The following is a 17,644-nucleotide window of genomic DNA, read 5'->3' as shown; positions in this document are numbered from 1 at the left end:
ACTGGAGCCGTCGGCTTACATCCATCATGTGCTGACGCACATCGGTGATGCAGTTACCCTCGAACAGCTGGAAGCTCTCTTACCCTGGAATGCAGAGCTGCCTGCTTCAAAAAAAGTGGCTCAATACGGTTAGGGCAAGTGGGGCGGTTTAATGGCGCTTACGCTTAACTCGTTTGATCATCGGGAACTTAAACGCTACGACAATGGCCTGCCCAACTTTGGGCGTGTCATTGTGTGGGAAAATAGTGATGCATTTCTTGATCAGTGCTGTTTAGTATTTGGTGCTTCGTCTAGCTATACGATGTTTCCATTTTTAGTGAGAGCTTTTCGGCGTGTTGTCTTTGTGCACAGCGCGGGCAATGTCGATGCATCGCTGGTACGCTCGGTCGCTGCCCAGTGTATTTTAGTGCAAACTAACGCACGTTTTATGGTGAGGGCTCCGCAATTAACGTGGTCTTTGCAAGCTACTTTTCTTGAGAAATTAGAAGGCGCAAGCATGGAAGAAAACACCCGTGCATTTGGTGAACGCATGCCCGCTGGCCGCGCTGAGTTAGTGAGCTGGGGGTTAGAAAAATGGAATGACTGTCTTCCGGCAGGGTGGTTTAACACGTGACAACAGCAGCAAATATGCAGATAGTGATGGGTAAGCTTTTTTTCAAAAGGGTGTTAGCACCTGAGAAAAATGTTGTTTGGGACCCTTACCATCACCGCTGGGAGGCATTAAACGAGTCAATGGAGTTCTCCGCCCAGCAAACTATTTATTTACCTGGCTGGTATATGATTGAGCTGATGGTTGACCGTTCGGTCACTTCCGTCGCGGCTAGTTTTCGGTTTGAGGCAGGAAAGCGTACCTTCAATATTGACATGCCCTTACGCGTTGGTAAGTTGAGCAAACGGTTGGTTCATGTGCCATGGGGAGTCAAGCGCATCACGTTTAGGCCGATGAATGCGAAAGGCCATTTTTCAATAACGCATTTTCGCCTTGTCTGGGTATCGCCAGCGTTTGCACGTGACCGTTTGCTACAGCGTTTGATTAATATTCATCAGGACTATCGCGATATCACCCCGCAAGAGGCGAGCGATATTGTGCGGCAGCGTGCGAAAGTACGCGGTGAGTCGTGGCGTAGAACGGCAATTCGTGAGTATGAATCCACCTATATCAGTTTGTGTTCGCGCCGGAACTATCGGTTGTGGGTTCGTGAGTTCGAAGGCAAGCCAGTTGCTAAGGAAAATTGCACGAGTCTTCAAGAGCGCCAGCTAGTTGGTGAATACCATTTTTATATTCCTGTGGCGGAGACTCATCAGGTTGGTTCTGTTGAGCGCACGCTAACCAGTCTTCAAGATCAGTTAATTGATAATTGGAAGGCAGTGCTGTTGCTTGCTGCTGACTGTGCTGAGGACGTACGCCATTACCTTGATCGGCTTGCTGTTGAAGACCCACGTATTACGGTGCTGGACAAGCAAGCTGCGCCACTCTCTTCTTCGCTCTCCTCATCGACGTGGGTCGCTATTCTGCGTCCTGGAGATCGGTTGGCTAAGCATGCACTGTACACCTTGGCAGGATATGCAGATGCTGAACTGTTGTACAGCGATGAAGACGAGCTAGATGACGATGGCATGCGTCATTCCCCGCTGTTTAAACCACAATGGAACCCTGATTTATTGCTCTCTCAGCCTTATGTTGGCAATGCAATATGGGTGCGTGGTGATAAGCTGACACAGTTGATGCCCTCCGGCGGTTTGCCATGTGATGGGGCGGTGGGAAGTTGGAAAGCGACGTTGGCGCTTAATGTACTGTCTCAAAAAATTGAAAAAATTGAACATATTGGACGCATACTTTTCCATGGGGAATCTTCTTTAGCACTGCGGCCCTCTGAGGATTATGCGTCTGTCGTGCGCCAGAATTTCGCAGAGCGACGTTGTTTAGCTCAAGTGACTCCGGGGCGGGTTGCTAATTCTGCGCGAGTGATGTGGCCGGTGCCTTCCCCCCAGCCTCTTGTTAGTTTGCTTGTGCCGACTCGGGATGGCGTCGAGATACTCAAGCCATGTGTGGATGCTATTCTGGAGCGAACCGACTATCGGCACTTTGAGTTGCTGATTCTGGATAACCAGTCTAGCTGTACTAAAACGCTAGCTTATATGGACGAAGTAGAGCAACGCGATGCGCGGGTAAAAGTACTACGTTGGAACCATGAGTTTAATTATTCTGCGATAAATAATTTCGGTGCTAAGCATTCAAATGGCGACATCATTGGCTTGATCAATAATGATGTAGAGCCTATCGATGGCGAATGGCTAACAGAAATGGTCAGCCAAGCATCCCGCCCTGAAGTGGGGTGCGTAGGCGCGAAGCTATACTATCCCAACGGTACAGTTCAGCACGGTGGCGTTATCTTAGGCTTAGGTGGCGTTGCTGGACATGCACACCGCTTTTTTCAGCAAGATGAGGAAGGCTATGCGGGGCGTTTACAGCTTGTTCAAAATCTAACCGCGGTCACGGCTGCCTGTTTGCTACTTCGCCGCGAAGTGTTTGAGAAAGTGGGCGGTTTGAATGAGGTAGATCTAACGGTTGCTTATAATGATGTGGATTTGTGTTTGAAAGTCCACGAGCTTGGTTTGCGTAATTTGTGGACACCCTATGCAGAGCTCTACCACCACGAGTCTATTTCGCGCGGGGCTGATGATACGCCCAAAAAGCGGGCGCGTGCATTGAAAGAAGCGCGCTATATGCGAGAGCAGTGGGGGCCGCTGTTAGATAGTGATCCCGCTTACAATTCTAATCTTACGTTAGCGCATGAAGATTTTTCGTTAAGGTAATTGATGATGAGAGCTGTCTTTCGCGGGTGCCTCATTCGCTCGTTCCTCGCGAGATTCGTTACCACGCGCTACCCATGTATTGAATCTATAGGTTTTGTAGCTCGGCGTAAGCGTTAGCTCACCTGTGAAGGCCGCGGCAACGGTGTTGGGGGCGCGAGCGGCTCCTTATTTATCGCGTTTAAAGGGATGTAATGGTGAATAGCCACGCTTCGTGGGTCGTGCTTAGCGATGGTGGCCTGCCAACAGAAGATATCTACTTTCTTGAATCAGCAGCTTCAGCGCTGCGAGGACAGGAGGCAACGATTGAGCGCGCTGTTGCTTCGCGCTCTTTTGGTGCGGCTTGGCGTCATGGCCGCTCTTTTTTACACCAGTATGCTGGCGCAAATGTGTTGCTATGTCGCTCGCTGCCGTTGGGCTGGCTGCGCTGGCTAGAACGGCATCGCCAAGCATTTGGCTATATCGGTTATCTAATTGATGATGATATTGGGGCGGCCGCCAATGACACTACGTTGCCGCCAGCTTACCGAAAACGTATGGCGCGCGTTGCTAAGCTTCAGTCCCGCTTAATGGCATTAAGCAATGAAGTAATTGCGTGCAGCGATGTGTTGGCTGAGCGTTTTCGTCCTCATCACTCGTGTGTATCCGTCTTAACGCCGCCTCTTATCGCTACGCTGCCAATGAAGACCCACTTTGAGTCATTTCCGTCAGCTTCGGCACCGTGGCGAATCGGTTTCCACGGTACTCGAGCGCACCTGAATGACTTAATGCACATTGCTCCTGCGTTGCAGGCTATTCAGTACACTCGCGACGACACACAGCTTGAGCTGATGCTGGGTAAGCATACGCCAAGCGCCTTGGTAGAATTACCCAATGTTTTGGCACCAGACCCGCTACCTTGGCACGCTTTTCGCAGTTATCAGGCTAAGTGTAAGCTGCACATTGGTTTGGCGCCGTTATTAAATACGCCCTTTAATCAGGGCAAGTCGTTTATTAAGTTTCTGGATATTGCTGCGATGGGTGGGGTGGGCGTCTACTCTAACCGTTATCCTTATACCGACGTGGTAAATGATGGGATTAATGGGCTGTTAGTGGAGGATGACCCAGAGGCTTGGCAAGCTGCTATTGAGCAGCTGCTTAATAATCCTGCCGCAACGGCTAAAATGGCGCAGCAAGCCGCGAAAGACGCCAGTGAAATCGGTAATCCGCAGCGTGCCATAAGGTTTTGGCAGGCGCGCGCGAACCAATCAAATGTAGATGAGGGAGCAAGTAGAATGGATGCCATCGTTAAGGCGTTTTTTGATGAAACTCCAGATGCCAACATCGCAAAAGAGCGTGTAGCATTTGGAACCTCGGGCCACCGAGGGCGTGCCACAGATCGCACCTTTAACGCGGCACACATTTTTGCGATTACTCAAGCTGTAGTAGATTACCGGACTGAGGCAGGTTACCAAGGCCCTATGTTCCTTGGCTATGATACTCACGCACTTTCAAAGCCTGCCTGGGAGTGTGCCTTGCAGGTGTTAGCCGCCAATAAGGTGCCTGTATTCATTGAAAAAGATAATGGTATTACGGCCACGCCGCTTGTAAGTCGAGCGATCTTGCAGCATAACCACATTAATGACCTAACAGCACCAGTCGCTGCATTGGCTGATGGCTTGATTATTACGCCTTCCCATAATCCACCTGAAGATGGCGGTATTAAGTACAATCCGTCGCATGGCGGGCCAGCGGATACCGAAGCAACAAAATGGATTGAGCTTCGCGCCAATGCCTATTTGCTACGACAGTTATGTGACATATCTCCGGTTCCGCTAGAGCAGGCGTTGGCGCATGCGCAAGCGTACGATTTCACGGCCCATTATGTGGCTCAGCTGGGCAACGTAGTGGATATGGCGGCTATTCAAAAAGCCAATCTCACGTTGGGTGTCGACCCGATGGGCGGTACCGCCTTGCCAGTATGGCAGGCAGTGGCTGAACACTATGGCTTGAATCTTGAGGTGGTCAATACGTCTGTCGATGCCAGCTTTGGTTTTATGCCACTGGATCACGACGGTAAGATTCGTATGGATTGCTCTAGCCCTGATGCCATGGCTAACTTGTTAAAGATCAAAGATCGCTTTGATCTCGCTTTTGGCAACGACCCTGACGCTGATCGTCACGGCATTGTTGATGCCAATGGCTTAATGAACCCAAACCACTTTTTAGCAGTGTGCGTGGACTATTTGATTGGCCATCGACCTGAGTGGGCGGAAACACTCAACATCGGTAAGACGCTGGTGTCTTCTTCGATGATAGATAGGGTTGTGGCTGCCCATCATCGTGAACTCTATGAAGTACCGGTTGGCTTTAAGTGGTTTGTTGAAGGGCTGCACCAGGGGTGGCTTGCCTTCGGTGGTGAAGAGAGTGCTGGGGCGAGCTTATTAACGCGCGATGGAAAGGCTTGGTCTACTGATAAAGACGGCATTGCGCTTTGCTTGTTAGCCGCTGAAATCACCGCAGTCACTGGGAAAACACCTAGTGAATACTACCGTTCCTTAACCGAGCGCTTTGGTGAGCCATTCTACAAGCGTGTGGATACTGCCTGTACAGCAGAAGAAAAAGCGGCCTTTAAAAAGCTTAGCGCTAACAGCGTTACTGAAACCATGCTAGCCGGTGACCGGATTACCGCGGTGTTGGTTAATGCGCCGGGCAATGGAGAGGCCATTGGTGGTTTGAAGGTAACCACTGACAATGGCTGGTTTGCTGCGCGCCCAAGCGGTACTGAATCGCTCTATAAAGTGTACGCTGAAAGCTTTAAAGGCCCGCAGCATTTAGATGAACTGATTGATAGTGCCACTACGCTGCTTTCTAGTGTGCTTAAGGGGTAAACAGCGAGGCGGCTACGCCGCCATCGCCGGGATGTCGGACCACCGGTAAATCGGCCTTCTACAATAGAACAGCGGCACGGTACCTTGTGGGTGGGAGCTTAAGCTCGCGATGATTGAGGCTCTTCAACCTGGGCCAGCACACCCGCAAAAGCAGCGCGAAGCGGTGCTGGAGTTTGACCATCGGAGTACGAGATTGCTACTCATACTTAACAATTCTTTGTCATCCTATTGTAAACTCTCGCGTTGAATGTAAAGAGGGTGGGGCTGGCGTGGCTTTTGCTTCGTACAGTTATCACGTCACCCCTTAATTTTTCAAGGAAGACACCCATGAACTCTCCGCTATCGAGCGCCACTCCACGCGTATATACCCCCGTAAGTGAGTTGCATGTGCATGCCGAGCATCTTCAGGCACAGTCGTTAAGTGACTTGTTAGGTGGTAGTTCTACTGCTGCCCAGCAACGTGCTAATGCATTAGCGTTTACGTTTGGCAGCCTGCATATTGATTTGAGTAAGCAGCGTTTAACGACTGAAACCATCGAGCTTTTAACGGCATGGGCAGAAAGCTGTGGGTTAACTGCTAAACAGCAGGCATTGTTTGCTGGTGAGCAGGTCAATACGTCTGAAAGGCGTGCTGCCCTGCACATGGCGGCAAGGTGGCCGAGCAGAGAAACACCTCCCGAGGGGATGGAGAGCGCGGCCGCCTTTTGCCAACACCAGCGTGCGCGTATGGCGGAGATGGTGGAGCGCGTTCATAACGGTAAATGGTACGGTGCTACCGGGCAAGCAATCACTGATATAGTGCATATTGGCGTAGGTGGCTCTGATTTGGGGCCAAAACTGATCAGTGAAGCGTTAGCAGATCGCCCCAGTATTACTAAAGTGAATGTACATTATGTTTCCACGATGGATGGCGCGCAGCTGCTGCCCTTAATGGAGTGCTTAAACCCTGCGACCACGCTATTGGTACTGGCCTCCAAATCCTTCACTACCGCAGATACTCAGTTTAACGTTCGTACGGCGCTTGCTTGGTTAAGCCACGCACTAGAGGTTGATGAAGCGACCGTTTGTCGTTATCAGTTGATTGGTGTGTCATCTAAGCCTGAAAAGATGACCGAGTTTGGTATTCCTGAATCGCAGCAGTTGGTGTTCAAGGAGTGGATCGGTGGTCGCTTTTCGCTGTGGTCGCCTATTGGAATAAGTGTAGCGATGCAGCTTGGTTTGGAGTGCTTTGATGCGCTACTAGAAGGGGCGCATGCCATGGATAAGCACTTTCTGGAGGCGCCGTTAGCATCAAATTTACCAGTATTGATGGCCTTGGTAGGGGCCTGGAACTCTCAGTTTTTAAACATCCCTACCCATGCGGTGCTTCCTTATGATGGCCGTCTAAAAAGCTTAGCCGCGTATTTGCAACAGTTAGAAATGGAATCTAACGGTAAGAGTGTTGGCCTGGATGGGCGTTCTGTCTCCCATGCAACATGCCCCATTTTATGGGGAGATGTGGGGCCTAATGGCCAGCATGCGTTTTACCAACTTTTGCATCAAGGTAGCCACACGGTGAGTGCTGATTTTGTGGCGGTTACACAGCGCCCAGTGGCGGCCTGTGAAAAAGTAAGCCGTGCACTGGAAGCCCAGGAGCAGCTAACCTTAGCCCACTGTTTGGCGCAATCGCAGCTATTTGCGTTGGGTGATGATGCGATTCCTCCAGTGCTTCGTGGTTATATGGCTCAAGGGTATCGGGGCAATCAGCCCAATTCTGTTGTACTGTTAAAGACACTTGATGCGTGGTCGATTGGTGCCTTGTTGGCGCTTTACGAACACAAGGTCTTTGTTCAGTCGGTATTATGGAATTTAAACCCTTTCGATCAGCCAGGGGTCGAGCTTGGAAAACGATTGGCAACAAGCCTGTACCAAACGTTGGCAAATGAGCCGGTTGAGCATCAAAATGTAGAAGATCCGAGTACTGCTCAACTGCTGCATAAAGTGAATGAGTGGCGTAAGCAACGAAACGATAAAGGAAGTAGTTAATGACTCAAGTGCGCAAAGCGATTATTCCGGTGGCTGGTTTTGGCACACGCCTGCTGCCCATCAGCAAAGCGATCCCTAAGGAGATGGTGCCCGTTGTGGATCGTCCGCTTATTCAGCATGTGGTGGAAGAGGCGCTGGCGGCGGGAATTAATGAAATTATTTTGGTCACCCGGGCAGGTAAATCTGCTATCGAAGACCATTTTGATGCCCATTTCGAGCTTGAGCACTCATTAGCGAGCAAAGGCAAGGATGCGTTGTTAGAGACGCTGTCGGCTATTTCTCCGAAGCAGCTTAAAGTAACCAGCGTTCGTCAACCCAATGCCAAAGGCTTGGGCCACGCTATTTTCTGCGCCGCGCACCTGTTAGATAAAGATGAGCCATTTGCCGTTATTCTGCCTGACGTGTTGGTGAAACCGCAGGTGGGTAGTACAGCCTGTGATTTGGGCAGCATGGTAGAGCGCTGGGAGGCTAATAGCGCCTCGCAAATCATGGTTGAAGCCGTGCCTCAGGAAGAGGTCTACCGCTACGGCATTGTTGATTGTGACGAGCCAGCCGCCGGTGAAAGTGCCGATATGCGTGGTGTGGTAGAGAAGCCAGCGCCTGAAGAAGCGCCTTCACGCCTTTCGGTGATTGGCCGCTATGTGCTGCCGTATCGCATTATGGAGTTGCTGCGTGACCAGCCCCCCGGTGCGGGTAATGAAATTCAGTTGACCGATGCGATTGATCGGTTGATGCAGGAAGGCAAAACCGTGCAAGCGTTCCGTATGCATGGTCGCACCTTTGATTGTGGGCATATCGAAGGCTGGTTAAAAGCCAATACCACGCTCGCCCGCGAAGCGGGTTACGAGGTGTAAATCGCTAGCCGTAAGACGAAGACTATAAAAGCCGCTCAGTTCATACTGCAGCGGCTTTTTTGTTTGGGCGTGCTCAAAAAGGAAACACCATTGGGGTAATCACTAAGACCGCGGCTGAGTAGGTAAGGCTAACCGGTAAGCCGATCTTGAAAAAGTCAGTCATCTTGTAGCGCCCTGGGGAATACACCATCAGGTGGGTCTGATAGCCAAAGGGAATTAAAAAGCAGGCGCTGGCACCGTAGGCAACTGCCATCACAAATGGCAAGGGGTCGACACCAAAGGCTTGGGCGGTGCTCCAGGCTATAGGAAAGGCTAGGGCGGCAGCAGCGTTATTGGTGACTGTTTCGGTTAACAAGAGCGTTAATAGATAGCAGCCAATAAAAGCAGCGTAAACGCCGTAACCGCTAAACATCCACTGCATTCCCCCTGCCAGAACAGCGGCGGCACCTGAGTTTTCTAACGCTTGCGCTATTCCCAATGCAGAACCAATGATCAGCCAAAGCTCAAACGGAAAGCGGCGGCGTAATTCTGCCAGGCTAATCACTTTTAATAGCAATAGGCCCCCTAGCAACAGTAGCAAGCCATGAAAAAGCGGCAGCAAGTTGGCCGTCGCCAGTGCGATAACCGTTGCAAACCCGCCCAGGGTAATAGCGCTCTCTTTTCGCGTGAGCTGCGGGCGTGTGAAACTGCCACTGAGCAGATGGAAGTTACGGTCTATATTGCGGTGTTGACGAAAGTCGGCACTCACAGCCAGGAGCAGGCAATCGCCCACCCGCAGGGGGATTTTGCCAAGCTGACCCTCCAGGCGTTTACCGCCACGGCGTATGCCGACAACCCCTGCACTAAACATACTGCGGAAATCGACGTCCTGTAGGGTTTTGCTGGAAAGTTCTGATTCGTGGGAAATAACCACTTCTACCAAATTGGTGGCGAGTAGGTTATCGGCTTGATGGCCAAATAGATTGAGCCCAGGAAAGCGTTGTAGTGCCTGAACTTTGCTCACTTCTCCAGTAAACACGAGCGTATCGGCCGCTTGAAGGCGTTCTTCTGGCGCAACCGGGCTGATTAGGCGGCCTTGACGTTCAATTTCTAATAGATAAAGCCCATTTAGGCTTCTTAATCCGTTCTCTTCAATACTTTTGCCAATCATCGGTGAGTCAGCTTCTACATCGGCAGCAAGAAAGTAGGAGAGCTTTTCGTCGGTGTCTTCCAAGCGATGGTGAGGTAGGGCATTCGCCCGCCATAGCAGTATACATAGCGTAATTAATGCGACAGGCACGCCCACTAAACTGAATTGAAACATGCCTAGCTCACTACCGCTGGCGCTAAGATTAAATGAGTTCACCACCAAGTTAGTGGATGTGCCTACCAGCGTAGTGATCCCTCCTAAAACCGAGGCGTAGGAAAGCGGAATTAATAGCCGTGATGGTGCAATGCGCTGTTGGCGGGAAATAGCCCCTAAAAATGCCGCAACGACTGCGGTGTTGTTCAAAAATGCAGAAAGCACCGCGGTGCTGCCCATTAGCCGAGCCGTGGCTAAGCGGGGGTGGCCTTTGAGTAAGTGGCGGGAAAGCCAGTCCAGCAGTGGCGAGCGCTCTAATGCAAGTGATACCAATAGTAGTAAGAGTAGCGTAGCCAAGGCGGGGTTGGTGTATTGCATTAGCAACGTGCTGGTATCAACAAACCCAAACAGCAAAAACAGGCCTGCAAGTGTAACAAAGGCAATCGCAGGCTTAACCTTGCCGCTGATTAGTAGGACGAGCAAAACAGTAATTGAAAATAAAACGGCCCAGGGAGTCATTGTGGGTCCTTATAAAACCAAAAAATACGCTAGGTGCTTGCTGGATTTTACGCAGGCTTTTATGATGGTGTCTAATAATTGCTTTAAATAGTATTTTCCAATGATAAATATTTTTTAAAAATCAAAAGGTTAAAAGATATATTGAGCACTAAACATTTATCGCCTGAATTGTTGAATGCGCGTCGTAAGCAGGCTGTTCAGCTACGCTTAGATGGCTACACCGTCGCGGTGGTCAGTCAACAAACAGGGTTGTCAGCGCCTACTGTTTCGGCAGCGTGGAAAGCCTTTCGTGAAGGCGGGTGGGCGGCTGTTCCTGTTAAGCCACGTGGGCGGTTAAAAGGTCAGGCAAACGTGCTTAGTGCGGATGTTCAATCGTTATTGTGGCAGGCGCTTTTTCAACAACCTGCTCAAGTATCAGATCAAGTTCCAAGCCAATGGGCAGAAGAGACGCCGCATTTGATTGAGCCAGGCTGGAGCAGTGCCGGATTAGCCGAGTGGTTGGCTATTCAGAATGGTGTTGTGCTCTCTCAGCGGGCCATTGAACATTGGTGGGAAGCGCAGGGGCTAAAGCATGAGCCTTGGAAACTAAGTGCCTTAGCAACGCAGCGCTCACAACAGGGTCGCTGGTTTCGAACCGCAGTAGCTCCGCGCTTCAATAAGCTGAAAGAGGCTGACCAGCGGTGGCAGGGGGGCGTTCGACATGTTGCTCATCCTACGAAGTCGCTGTTCCAGATTTATTTGCATGGGTCGAGAGGCCGTTTGCTGATGCGCTGCTTTGAAAGCCCGCCAGACGCCCAGGCATATCTATCTGTATTTGCTGCCTTGAACGCCAATGGCGTGAAGGTGCTGGTGTTTCAGGGAGCGTTGCTAACCGCTAGCCCTGAAATTACCGATTGGTTGGCGCAGCAGACGCCGTTTTGTCTAGTGCCTGTGCCTGCTAATTTAGCGCTTAGTGCCTAACAGCACCTGAGGTAAGCAAGGTAAATCGTTATTCAGCATCAACATGCTGCTAATTTTGCAGGGTTTTTAAGGCGGTGCTGCGAGCGACCACTTGAAAACAGTTTTTAACACAACGTCGGGAAAGATGATGACATCACTCACCCATTTACAGCGACTGGAAGCGGAAAGCATCCAGATTATGCGCGAAGTGGTCGCCGAGGCCGAAAACCCGGTAATGCTTTATTCCGTAGGTAAAGACTCTGCGGTCATGCTGCACCTGGCACGTAAGGCGTTTGCGCCTGGGCCGCCGCCGTTTCCATTGTTACACGTGGATACGCGCTGGAAATTCCGTGCGATGTATGAATTCCGCGACAAAATGGCCGAAGAGATTGGTATGGATCTTCTGGTGCATATCAACCCAGAAGGCATTGAGAAGGACATTAACCCGTTTACGCATGGCTCGGCGATTCATACCGATGTGATGAAAACCGAAGGCCTGAAGCAAGCACTTGATAAGTACGGGTTCGATGCGGCCTTTGGCGGTGCTCGTCGTGATGAAGAGAAGTCTCGTGCTAAAGAGCGTGTGTTCTCTTTTCGTTCTGCTCAACACCGTTGGGACCCGAAAAATCAGCGTCCTGAGCTGTGGAAGCTGTACAACACGCGCAAGAACCCTAAAGAGTCTATTCGCGTGTTCCCCATCTCTAACTGGACTGAGCTGGATATCTGGCAGTATATCCATCTGCAGAATATTCCCATTGTGCCGCTTTACTACTCGGCAGAGCGCCCTGTGGTTGAGCGTGACGGTGCGTTGATCATGGTGGATGATGAGCGCATGCCGCTGGAGCCGGGTGAAGTCCCGATGATGCGTAAGGTTCGTTTCCGCACGCTTGGCTGCTACCCCCTAACAGGGGCGGTGGAGTCTGATGCCGATACGCTGCCAGCCATTATCCAAGAGATGCTGCTGACTAAGACCTCTGAGCGTCAGGGGCGTGTGATTGATCATGACAGCGCAGCGTCCATGGAGAAGAAAAAGCAAGAGGGGTATTTCTAATGTCGCACTCATCTGAACTGATTGCCGAAGATATCGAAGGTTATTTGAAGGCTCATGAGCACAAAGGCCTGCTGCGCTTTATTACTTGCGGCAGCGTCGATGACGGTAAAAGCACCCTGATTGGCCGCTTGCTGTTTGAATCCAAGCTGCTCTTTGAAGATCAGCTGGCTGCTATTGAAGCTGACTCTAAAAAGTTCGGTACTCAGGGCGGCGATATGGACTTCGCGCTGCTGGTTGATGGCTTGGCAGCAGAGCGCGAGCAAGGCATCACTATCGATGTGGCGTATCGCTTTTTCTCCACCGAAAAGCGCAAGTTTATTGTTGCTGATACGCCTGGGCATGAGCAGTACACCCGTAACATGGTGACCGGTGCTTCCACGGCAGACGCTGCTATTTTGATGGTTGATGCGCGCCATGGAATTTTAACGCAGACGCGTCGCCACAGTTTTTTAATGTCATTGATGGGTATGCGGCATGTCGTCGTTGCCATCAATAAAATGGACTTGGTAGATTACTCTAAAGCGCGTTTCGACCAGATCGTTGAAGAGTACCGTACGTTTGCCAAACAGCTCGGTTTGGAAAACATTACGTTTATCCCCATGTCAGCATTGAAAGGCGATAACGTTATTGAGCCAAGCCCGCACATGCCTTGGTATCACGGCACGACGCTGATGGGCTATTTGGAAACCGTAGAGCTTGATGCCGAGCATTTGCAGCGTTCACCCTTCCGGATGCCAGTGCAGTGGGTAAACCGTCCTAACCTGGATTTCCGTGGTTTCAGTGGCATGGTATCAAGCGGCGTTGTTCGCCCTGGCGATCAGATTCGTGTTCAGCCTTCTGGTAAAACCAGCACTGTGTCACGCATCTACACCTTTGATGGTGACTTGGACGAGGCGGTGGCAGGCCAATCGGTAACACTGTTGCTGGAAGATGAAATTGATATCTCCCGGGGCGATGTCATCTCCGGTGTAGAGCAGCCTGCTCATACGGCTGATCAGTTCGAGACAACGTTGGTGTGGATGCATGAGGCGCCGCTGCTGCCTGGTCGCCCTTACTTAATGAAGCTAGGCACCCAGATGGTGTCAGCGACCGTTACTGATATTAAATATCAGGTTAACGTTAATACGCTGGAACACACGGCTGGCAAACAGCTTGATTTGAACGGCATTGGTGTCTGTACGATTAGCCTCAACCGTGCGGTTGCTTTTGATGCTTATCAAGATAACCACGATACCGGTGGCTTCATCCTGATTGACCGTATGACGAATAATACGGTGGGTGCAGGTATGCTGCATTTTGCCCTTCGTCGTAGCCAGAATATTCATATGCAACATGTGGATATTGATAAGCAGGCACGTGCGTTGGCGAAGGGCCAGAAACCGGCAGTTCTATGGTTTACAGGCCTTTCTGGTGCTGGCAAATCAACGATCGCTAACCTGGTTGAGAAAAAGCTATTTACCCAGGGCCAGCATACCTACTTACTGGACGGTGATAACGTTCGTCATGGTTTAAATCGTGACTTAGGCTTTACTGATGCTGATCGCGTTGAAAACGTGCGTCGCGTAGCGGAAACTGCCAAGCTGATGGTTGATGCTGGGTTGATCGTTATGTCCGCGTTTATTTCGCCTTTCCGTAGCGAACGTCAACTAGCGCGAGATTTGCTGGAAGCAGGTGAATTCATCGAGATTTTCGTAGATGCACCGCTAAATGTAGTAGAAGCTCGTGATCCTAAAGGTCTTTATAAAAAGGCCCGTCGAGGTGAGCTGAAAAACTTCACAGGCATTGATTCAACGTATGAAGCACCTGAGTCGCCAGATGTTCATCTGAAGACCTCAGAAATGAGTGCCGAAGAAGCGGCTGATAGCGTGATTAAGACGTTGCGTGAGCGTGGCCTAATTAGCTGATTTCCATGCAGTGTAGGTTAAACACGTAATGTAAATACTGATAAGCCACCAAGCAGCCGGTCGTTGTTTGGTGGCTTAATCATAAGGAAATGACAAAATGATTGATCAAGCGTTATTGGATTCTGTGGAACGTATTGCTCGTGAAGCGGGCGATGCCATTATGGCGGTTTATGCACGCGAATTTAGCGTGGAAGAAAAAGAAGACAAAAGCCCATTAACTGAAGCGGATCAAGCTGCTCACCATGTGATTGTAAGCGGCTTGCAGGCGCTTTCTTTACAGTTGCCTATACTCTCTGAAGAAGACGCAGAAGGCTTTGCCGGGGTAGACGGCAATGGCCGCTATTGGTTGGTAGACCCGCTTGACGGGACTAAAGAGTTTATCAAGCGTAACGGTGAGTTCACCGTTAATATTGCGCTGATTGAAAACGGTAAGCCCGTGTTGGGCGTTGTTACCGCTCCGGCGCTTGAAACCGCTTATGTTGCCGCTGAAGGTTTAGGTGCATTTAAAGTGGAAGCGAATGGCGAACGCCATGAGATTCGTGTTGCGGGCGAGCCGGAAGCTGCTTCCACTTGGCGTGTTGTGGGTAGTCGCTCGCATCCCAGCCCGGACTTGGCAGCGTGGCTTGAAAAGCTAGGTGAGCACGAAATGTTGCCCATGGGCAGTTCGCTTAAACTATGCTTAATTGCAGAAGGTAAGGCCGATGCTTATCCTCGTTTAGGCCCTACCTGTCTTTGGGATACTGGCGCCGCTCATGCGGTCGTGCTTCAAGCGGGTGGCCGAGTTGAAACGCTAGAGGGTAAACCGCTTAGCTACGCCAACCCCAGCGAAAAGCTTAATCCGTATTTTGTTGTTTGGGGAAATGTATGAAGGCCATGTTTTAAAGACCGAGCTTTGAAGACCGAGCTTTAAAGACTCTGAGCTACGGGGGAGTGTAATATGCTCCCCTTTAAGAAGAGCCAGTTCACGGGATGCTCGCTATGACGGGTCTTTGTAAATAGCTCTCTGCAAATGGCCCTTTGCTAGTTGTGTTTTGCAAATGGTTCTTTGCACATGGCTCTTTACATACGATGAAAGCCATCGTCGTTATAAGTCGTTATTAAAGGATTGAGTATGTGCGGAATCGTTGGCGCCATTGGCGCAATGGAATGTACCCCGTTTTTGCTTTCAGGCTTGAAAGTACTTGAATACCGTGGCTATGACTCTGCTGGGTTAGCTGTGCTAAGTGACTCTGGTACGCTATCGCGTGCCCGCGCCAAGGGGCGAGTGTCAGTTCTTGAAGCCCGCGTTGAAGAGGAGGGAGTTGAGGGGAAAGTGGGCATTGCTCATACCCGTTGGGCAACTCACGGTGTTCCTGCTGAACGTAACGCTCATCCACATATTTCGAGTGGCTTGGCGGTGGTGCATAACGGCATCATTGAAAACTATGAAACCCTACGTGAAAAGCTTCAGGGGTTAGGGTACGAGTTCACTTCAGACACCGACACTGAAACCATTGCCCACCTGATTCAAGCGTGCTTTAAAGGCGAGATTGGCGAACCAGCCGAAAATCTTTTTTCTGCTGTGCGTTGTGCCGTGGCGCATTTGCATGGTGCTTTCGCGCTGGCGGTGATAAGCGAAGAAGAACCAGGTTGCTTAGTCGTGGCTCGTGAAGGTTCGCCGCTGATGTTAGGTATTGCTGATGACGGCCACTATGCCGCTTCAGATGCCTCGGCGCTGCTGTCGGTCACCCAGAAGATGATGTACCTGGAAAATGGTGATGTGGCGCGCCTAACGCGTGACTCGATCACATTAGTCGATGCGCTTGGTCAGCCCGCTCAGCGGGAAGTGATTACCTCTAGCCTTGCTGCGAATGCAGTTGAGTTAGGTGAGTTTAATCACTACATGCAAAAAGAGATATTTGAGCAGCCACAAGCGTTGGGGAATACGCTGGAAATGCTGAGCGGCGCAGGTCAGTTGCAGCCGGGTATTTTTGGCGCAGAAGCGCAAGGTGTTTTTGAGCAGGTTGATTCCGTATTGATCCTGGCCTGTGGTACGTCTAGCTATGCGGGTATGACGGCTAAGTACTGGATTGAGCAAGTGGCCGGTATCCCGTGCAATGTCGAAATTGCCAGTGAATACCGTTATCGCCAAAGCGTAGCGAATCCTAATCAGCTCGTCGTGGTTATTTCTCAGTCCGGTGAAACCGCTGATACCCTCGCCGCGTTACAGCACGCTAAATCAATGGGGCACATTCATACGTTAGCAATTTGTAATGTGCCTGAGTCTGCCATTGTGCGTGAAACACTGTTGCGCTTTATTACCCGTGCTGGCCCGGAAATTGGTGTTGCCTCTACGAAAGCTTTCACTACTCAGCTCAGCGCACTATTTTTGCTTACGCTCTTGTTGGCAAAGGCGAATCATCGGCTAGATGAAGCAGATGAAAAAGCTTATCTGGATGAGCTGCGCCACTTGCCCATCGCGGTTAAAAAAGTGCTGGCACTAGAGCCAAGCATCAAGGCGTGGTCAAAGCATTTTGCTAATAAGCAGCATGCGCTTTTCTTAGGCCGAGGCCGCCACTTCCCAATTGCATTGGAAGGGGCGCTGAAGCTAAAAGAAATCTCTTATATTCATGCAGAAGCTTACCCTGCTGGGGAATTGAAACACGGCCCGCTAGCATTAGTTGATGCTGATATGCCTGTGGTGGTAGTGGCGCCTAACGATGAGTTGTTAGAAAAGCTAAAAGCCAATATGCAGGAAGTGAGTGCCCGTGGCGGTCAGCTTTATGTGTTTGCCGATGGCGGCAGTACCGTTAAGCCAAGTGAGGGCATTAATGTGCTGGTTATGCCGGAAAACTACGGTTTGCTTTCCCCTGTGCTGCATGTCGTGGCACTTCAGTTGTTGTCGTACCACGTAGCGCTGGTAAAAGGCACCGACGTAGACAAGCCACGTAACTTGGCGAAAAGTGTCACCGTGGAGTAATTCAGGGGCGGCTTAGCCGCCTCTGCAGGTGCCTTAGTAGGAATGTGGGGCATTTCCGCTGTTCTATCATCCCCGCATGCCCGCTGTTCTGTCATTCCCGTATGTCTGCTGTTCTGTTATTCCCGCATGCCCTTAGCGGGAATCCAGTTTGGTTCAGGCATTCGGGGTCCCAGCGGGTAAGGTCAAGGTGGATTCCCGATAACCCCACTCGGGAATGACGGTTGTGTGGGGAGCCGATATTTTGGGGTCGAGAAGAGCCTTGCCGGGATCTCATGCTCTGGTTCGTTTTGGTAGGTAAGACAGAGAGGGGACCGGCGCTAGCCCTCCTGTCTCTACCTTGTGATCTAAAGTGCTGCGCTTATTCTATGAATCCAGGCTAAAAGTACTAAGTGAATCCGCATAAGTTATGGTGTATAAAGCGAGGCTT

Annotated in this window: 12 protein-coding genes; 11 read left to right on the top strand and 1 reads right to left on the bottom strand. The window is 50.7% G+C overall.

Annotated features, from left to right (window positions below):
* Nucleotide 1: 1 nt before the first annotated feature.
* From INT21_RS16915 to INT21_RS16890, 6 genes are all read left to right on the top strand, one after another.
* Nucleotides 2-133 (top strand): transposase domain-containing protein, encoded by a 132-nt coding sequence (locus tag INT21_RS16915; protein ID WP_446719054.1) that lies wholly within the window; start codon nucleotides 2-4, stop codon nucleotides 131-133.
* Between the two features lie 18 nt (nucleotides 134-151).
* Entirely contained in the window at nucleotides 152-613 is a 462-nt protein-coding gene (locus INT21_RS16910) for a hypothetical protein (protein WP_193085509.1), read from the top strand.
* Nucleotides 610-2,817 (top strand): glycosyltransferase family 2 protein, encoded by a 2,208-nt coding sequence (locus tag INT21_RS20690; protein WP_193085508.1) that lies wholly within the window; start codon nucleotides 610-612, stop codon nucleotides 2,815-2,817. The genes INT21_RS16910 and INT21_RS20690 overlap by 4 nt, the downstream gene beginning before the upstream one ends.
* Before the next feature lie 1,214 nt (nucleotides 2,818-4,031).
* On the top strand, nucleotides 4,032-5,684 hold the full coding sequence (pgm, locus tag INT21_RS20485) for a phosphoglucomutase (alpha-D-glucose-1,6-bisphosphate-dependent) (RefSeq protein ID WP_442311441.1): 1,653 nt from the start codon (nucleotides 4,032-4,034) through the stop codon (nucleotides 5,682-5,684).
* Between the two features lie 327 nt (nucleotides 5,685-6,011).
* The gene (gene pgi / locus INT21_RS16895) at nucleotides 6,012-7,709 is read left to right on the top strand and encodes a glucose-6-phosphate isomerase (RefSeq protein WP_193085506.1); all 1,698 of its coding nucleotides are present in this window, start codon (nucleotides 6,012-6,014) and stop codon (nucleotides 7,707-7,709) included.
* Nucleotides 7,709-8,563, top strand: a complete 855-nt coding sequence (locus tag INT21_RS16890; protein ID WP_193085505.1) for a UTP--glucose-1-phosphate uridylyltransferase — start codon at nucleotides 7,709-7,711, stop codon at nucleotides 8,561-8,563. The genes pgi and INT21_RS16890 overlap by 1 nt, the downstream gene beginning before the upstream one ends.
* Nucleotides 8,564-8,636: 73 nt before the next feature.
* Here INT21_RS16890 and INT21_RS16885 read toward each other — a convergent pair whose 3' ends face one another.
* Nucleotides 8,637-10,364: an SLC13 family permease gene (locus tag INT21_RS16885; RefSeq protein WP_193085504.1), complete on the bottom strand. Its 1,728-nt coding sequence runs from the start codon at nucleotides 10,362-10,364 to the stop codon at nucleotides 8,637-8,639.
* Nucleotides 10,365-10,505: 141 nt separating this feature from the next.
* Between INT21_RS16885 and INT21_RS16880 the strand changes: the two genes are divergently transcribed.
* The 5 genes from INT21_RS16880 to glmS all read left to right on the top strand — a co-directional run bounded on the left by INT21_RS16880 (nucleotide 10,506) and on the right by glmS (nucleotide 17,217).
* Entirely contained in the window at nucleotides 10,506-11,324 is an 819-nt protein-coding gene (locus INT21_RS16880; protein WP_193068754.1) for a helix-turn-helix domain-containing protein, read from the top strand.
* 127 nt (nucleotides 11,325-11,451) lie between these two features.
* On the top strand, nucleotides 11,452-12,354 hold the full coding sequence (cysD, locus tag INT21_RS16875; RefSeq protein WP_193085503.1) for a sulfate adenylyltransferase subunit CysD: 903 nt from the start codon (nucleotides 11,452-11,454) through the stop codon (nucleotides 12,352-12,354).
* Nucleotides 12,354-14,258, top strand: a complete 1,905-nt coding sequence (gene cysN / locus INT21_RS16870) for a sulfate adenylyltransferase subunit CysN (protein ID WP_120386704.1) — start codon at nucleotides 12,354-12,356, stop codon at nucleotides 14,256-14,258. The genes cysD and cysN overlap by 1 nt, the downstream gene beginning before the upstream one ends.
* A 97-nt stretch (nucleotides 14,259-14,355) precedes the next feature.
* Nucleotides 14,356-15,126, top strand: a complete 771-nt coding sequence (cysQ, locus tag INT21_RS16865) for a 3'(2'),5'-bisphosphate nucleotidase CysQ (RefSeq protein ID WP_193085502.1) — start codon at nucleotides 14,356-14,358, stop codon at nucleotides 15,124-15,126.
* A gap of 243 nt (nucleotides 15,127-15,369) precedes the next feature.
* Entirely contained in the window at nucleotides 15,370-17,217 is a 1,848-nt protein-coding gene (gene glmS, locus INT21_RS16860) for a glutamine--fructose-6-phosphate transaminase (isomerizing) (protein ID WP_193068752.1), read from the top strand.
* Nucleotides 17,218-17,644: the final 427 nt, after the last annotated feature.

This window comes from Halomonas sp. 3F2F (assembly GCF_014897805.1).
Taxonomy (GTDB): Bacteria; Pseudomonadota; Gammaproteobacteria; order Pseudomonadales; family Halomonadaceae; genus Vreelandella.
Note: the sequence above shows the minus strand (reverse complement) of the source record. Positions and strands in the feature narration are given on the sequence as shown.

What these genes read in the sequence shown, in the direction of transcription:
- INT21_RS16910 (WP_193085509.1), top strand. Translation starts at nt 152, where the DNA reads ATGGCGCTTACGCTTAACTCGTTTGATCATCGGGAACTTAAACGCTAC.
- pgi (WP_193085506.1), top strand. Translation starts at nt 6,012, where the DNA reads ATGAACTCTCCGCTATCGAGCGCCACTCCACGCGTATATACCCCCGTA.
- INT21_RS16890 (WP_193085505.1), top strand. Translation starts at nt 7,709, where the DNA reads ATGACTCAAGTGCGCAAAGCGATTATTCCGGTGGCTGGTTTTGGCACA.
- INT21_RS16885 (WP_193085504.1), bottom strand. Translation starts at nt 10,364, where the DNA reads ATGACTCCCTGGGCCGTTTTATTTTCAATTACTGTTTTGCTCGTCCTA.
- cysD (WP_193085503.1), top strand. Translation starts at nt 11,452, where the DNA reads ATGACATCACTCACCCATTTACAGCGACTGGAAGCGGAAAGCATCCAG.
- cysN (WP_120386704.1), top strand. Translation starts at nt 12,354, where the DNA reads ATGTCGCACTCATCTGAACTGATTGCCGAAGATATCGAAGGTTATTTG.
- cysQ (WP_193085502.1), top strand. Translation starts at nt 14,356, where the DNA reads ATGATTGATCAAGCGTTATTGGATTCTGTGGAACGTATTGCTCGTGAA.
- glmS (WP_193068752.1), top strand. Translation starts at nt 15,370, where the DNA reads ATGTGCGGAATCGTTGGCGCCATTGGCGCAATGGAATGTACCCCGTTT.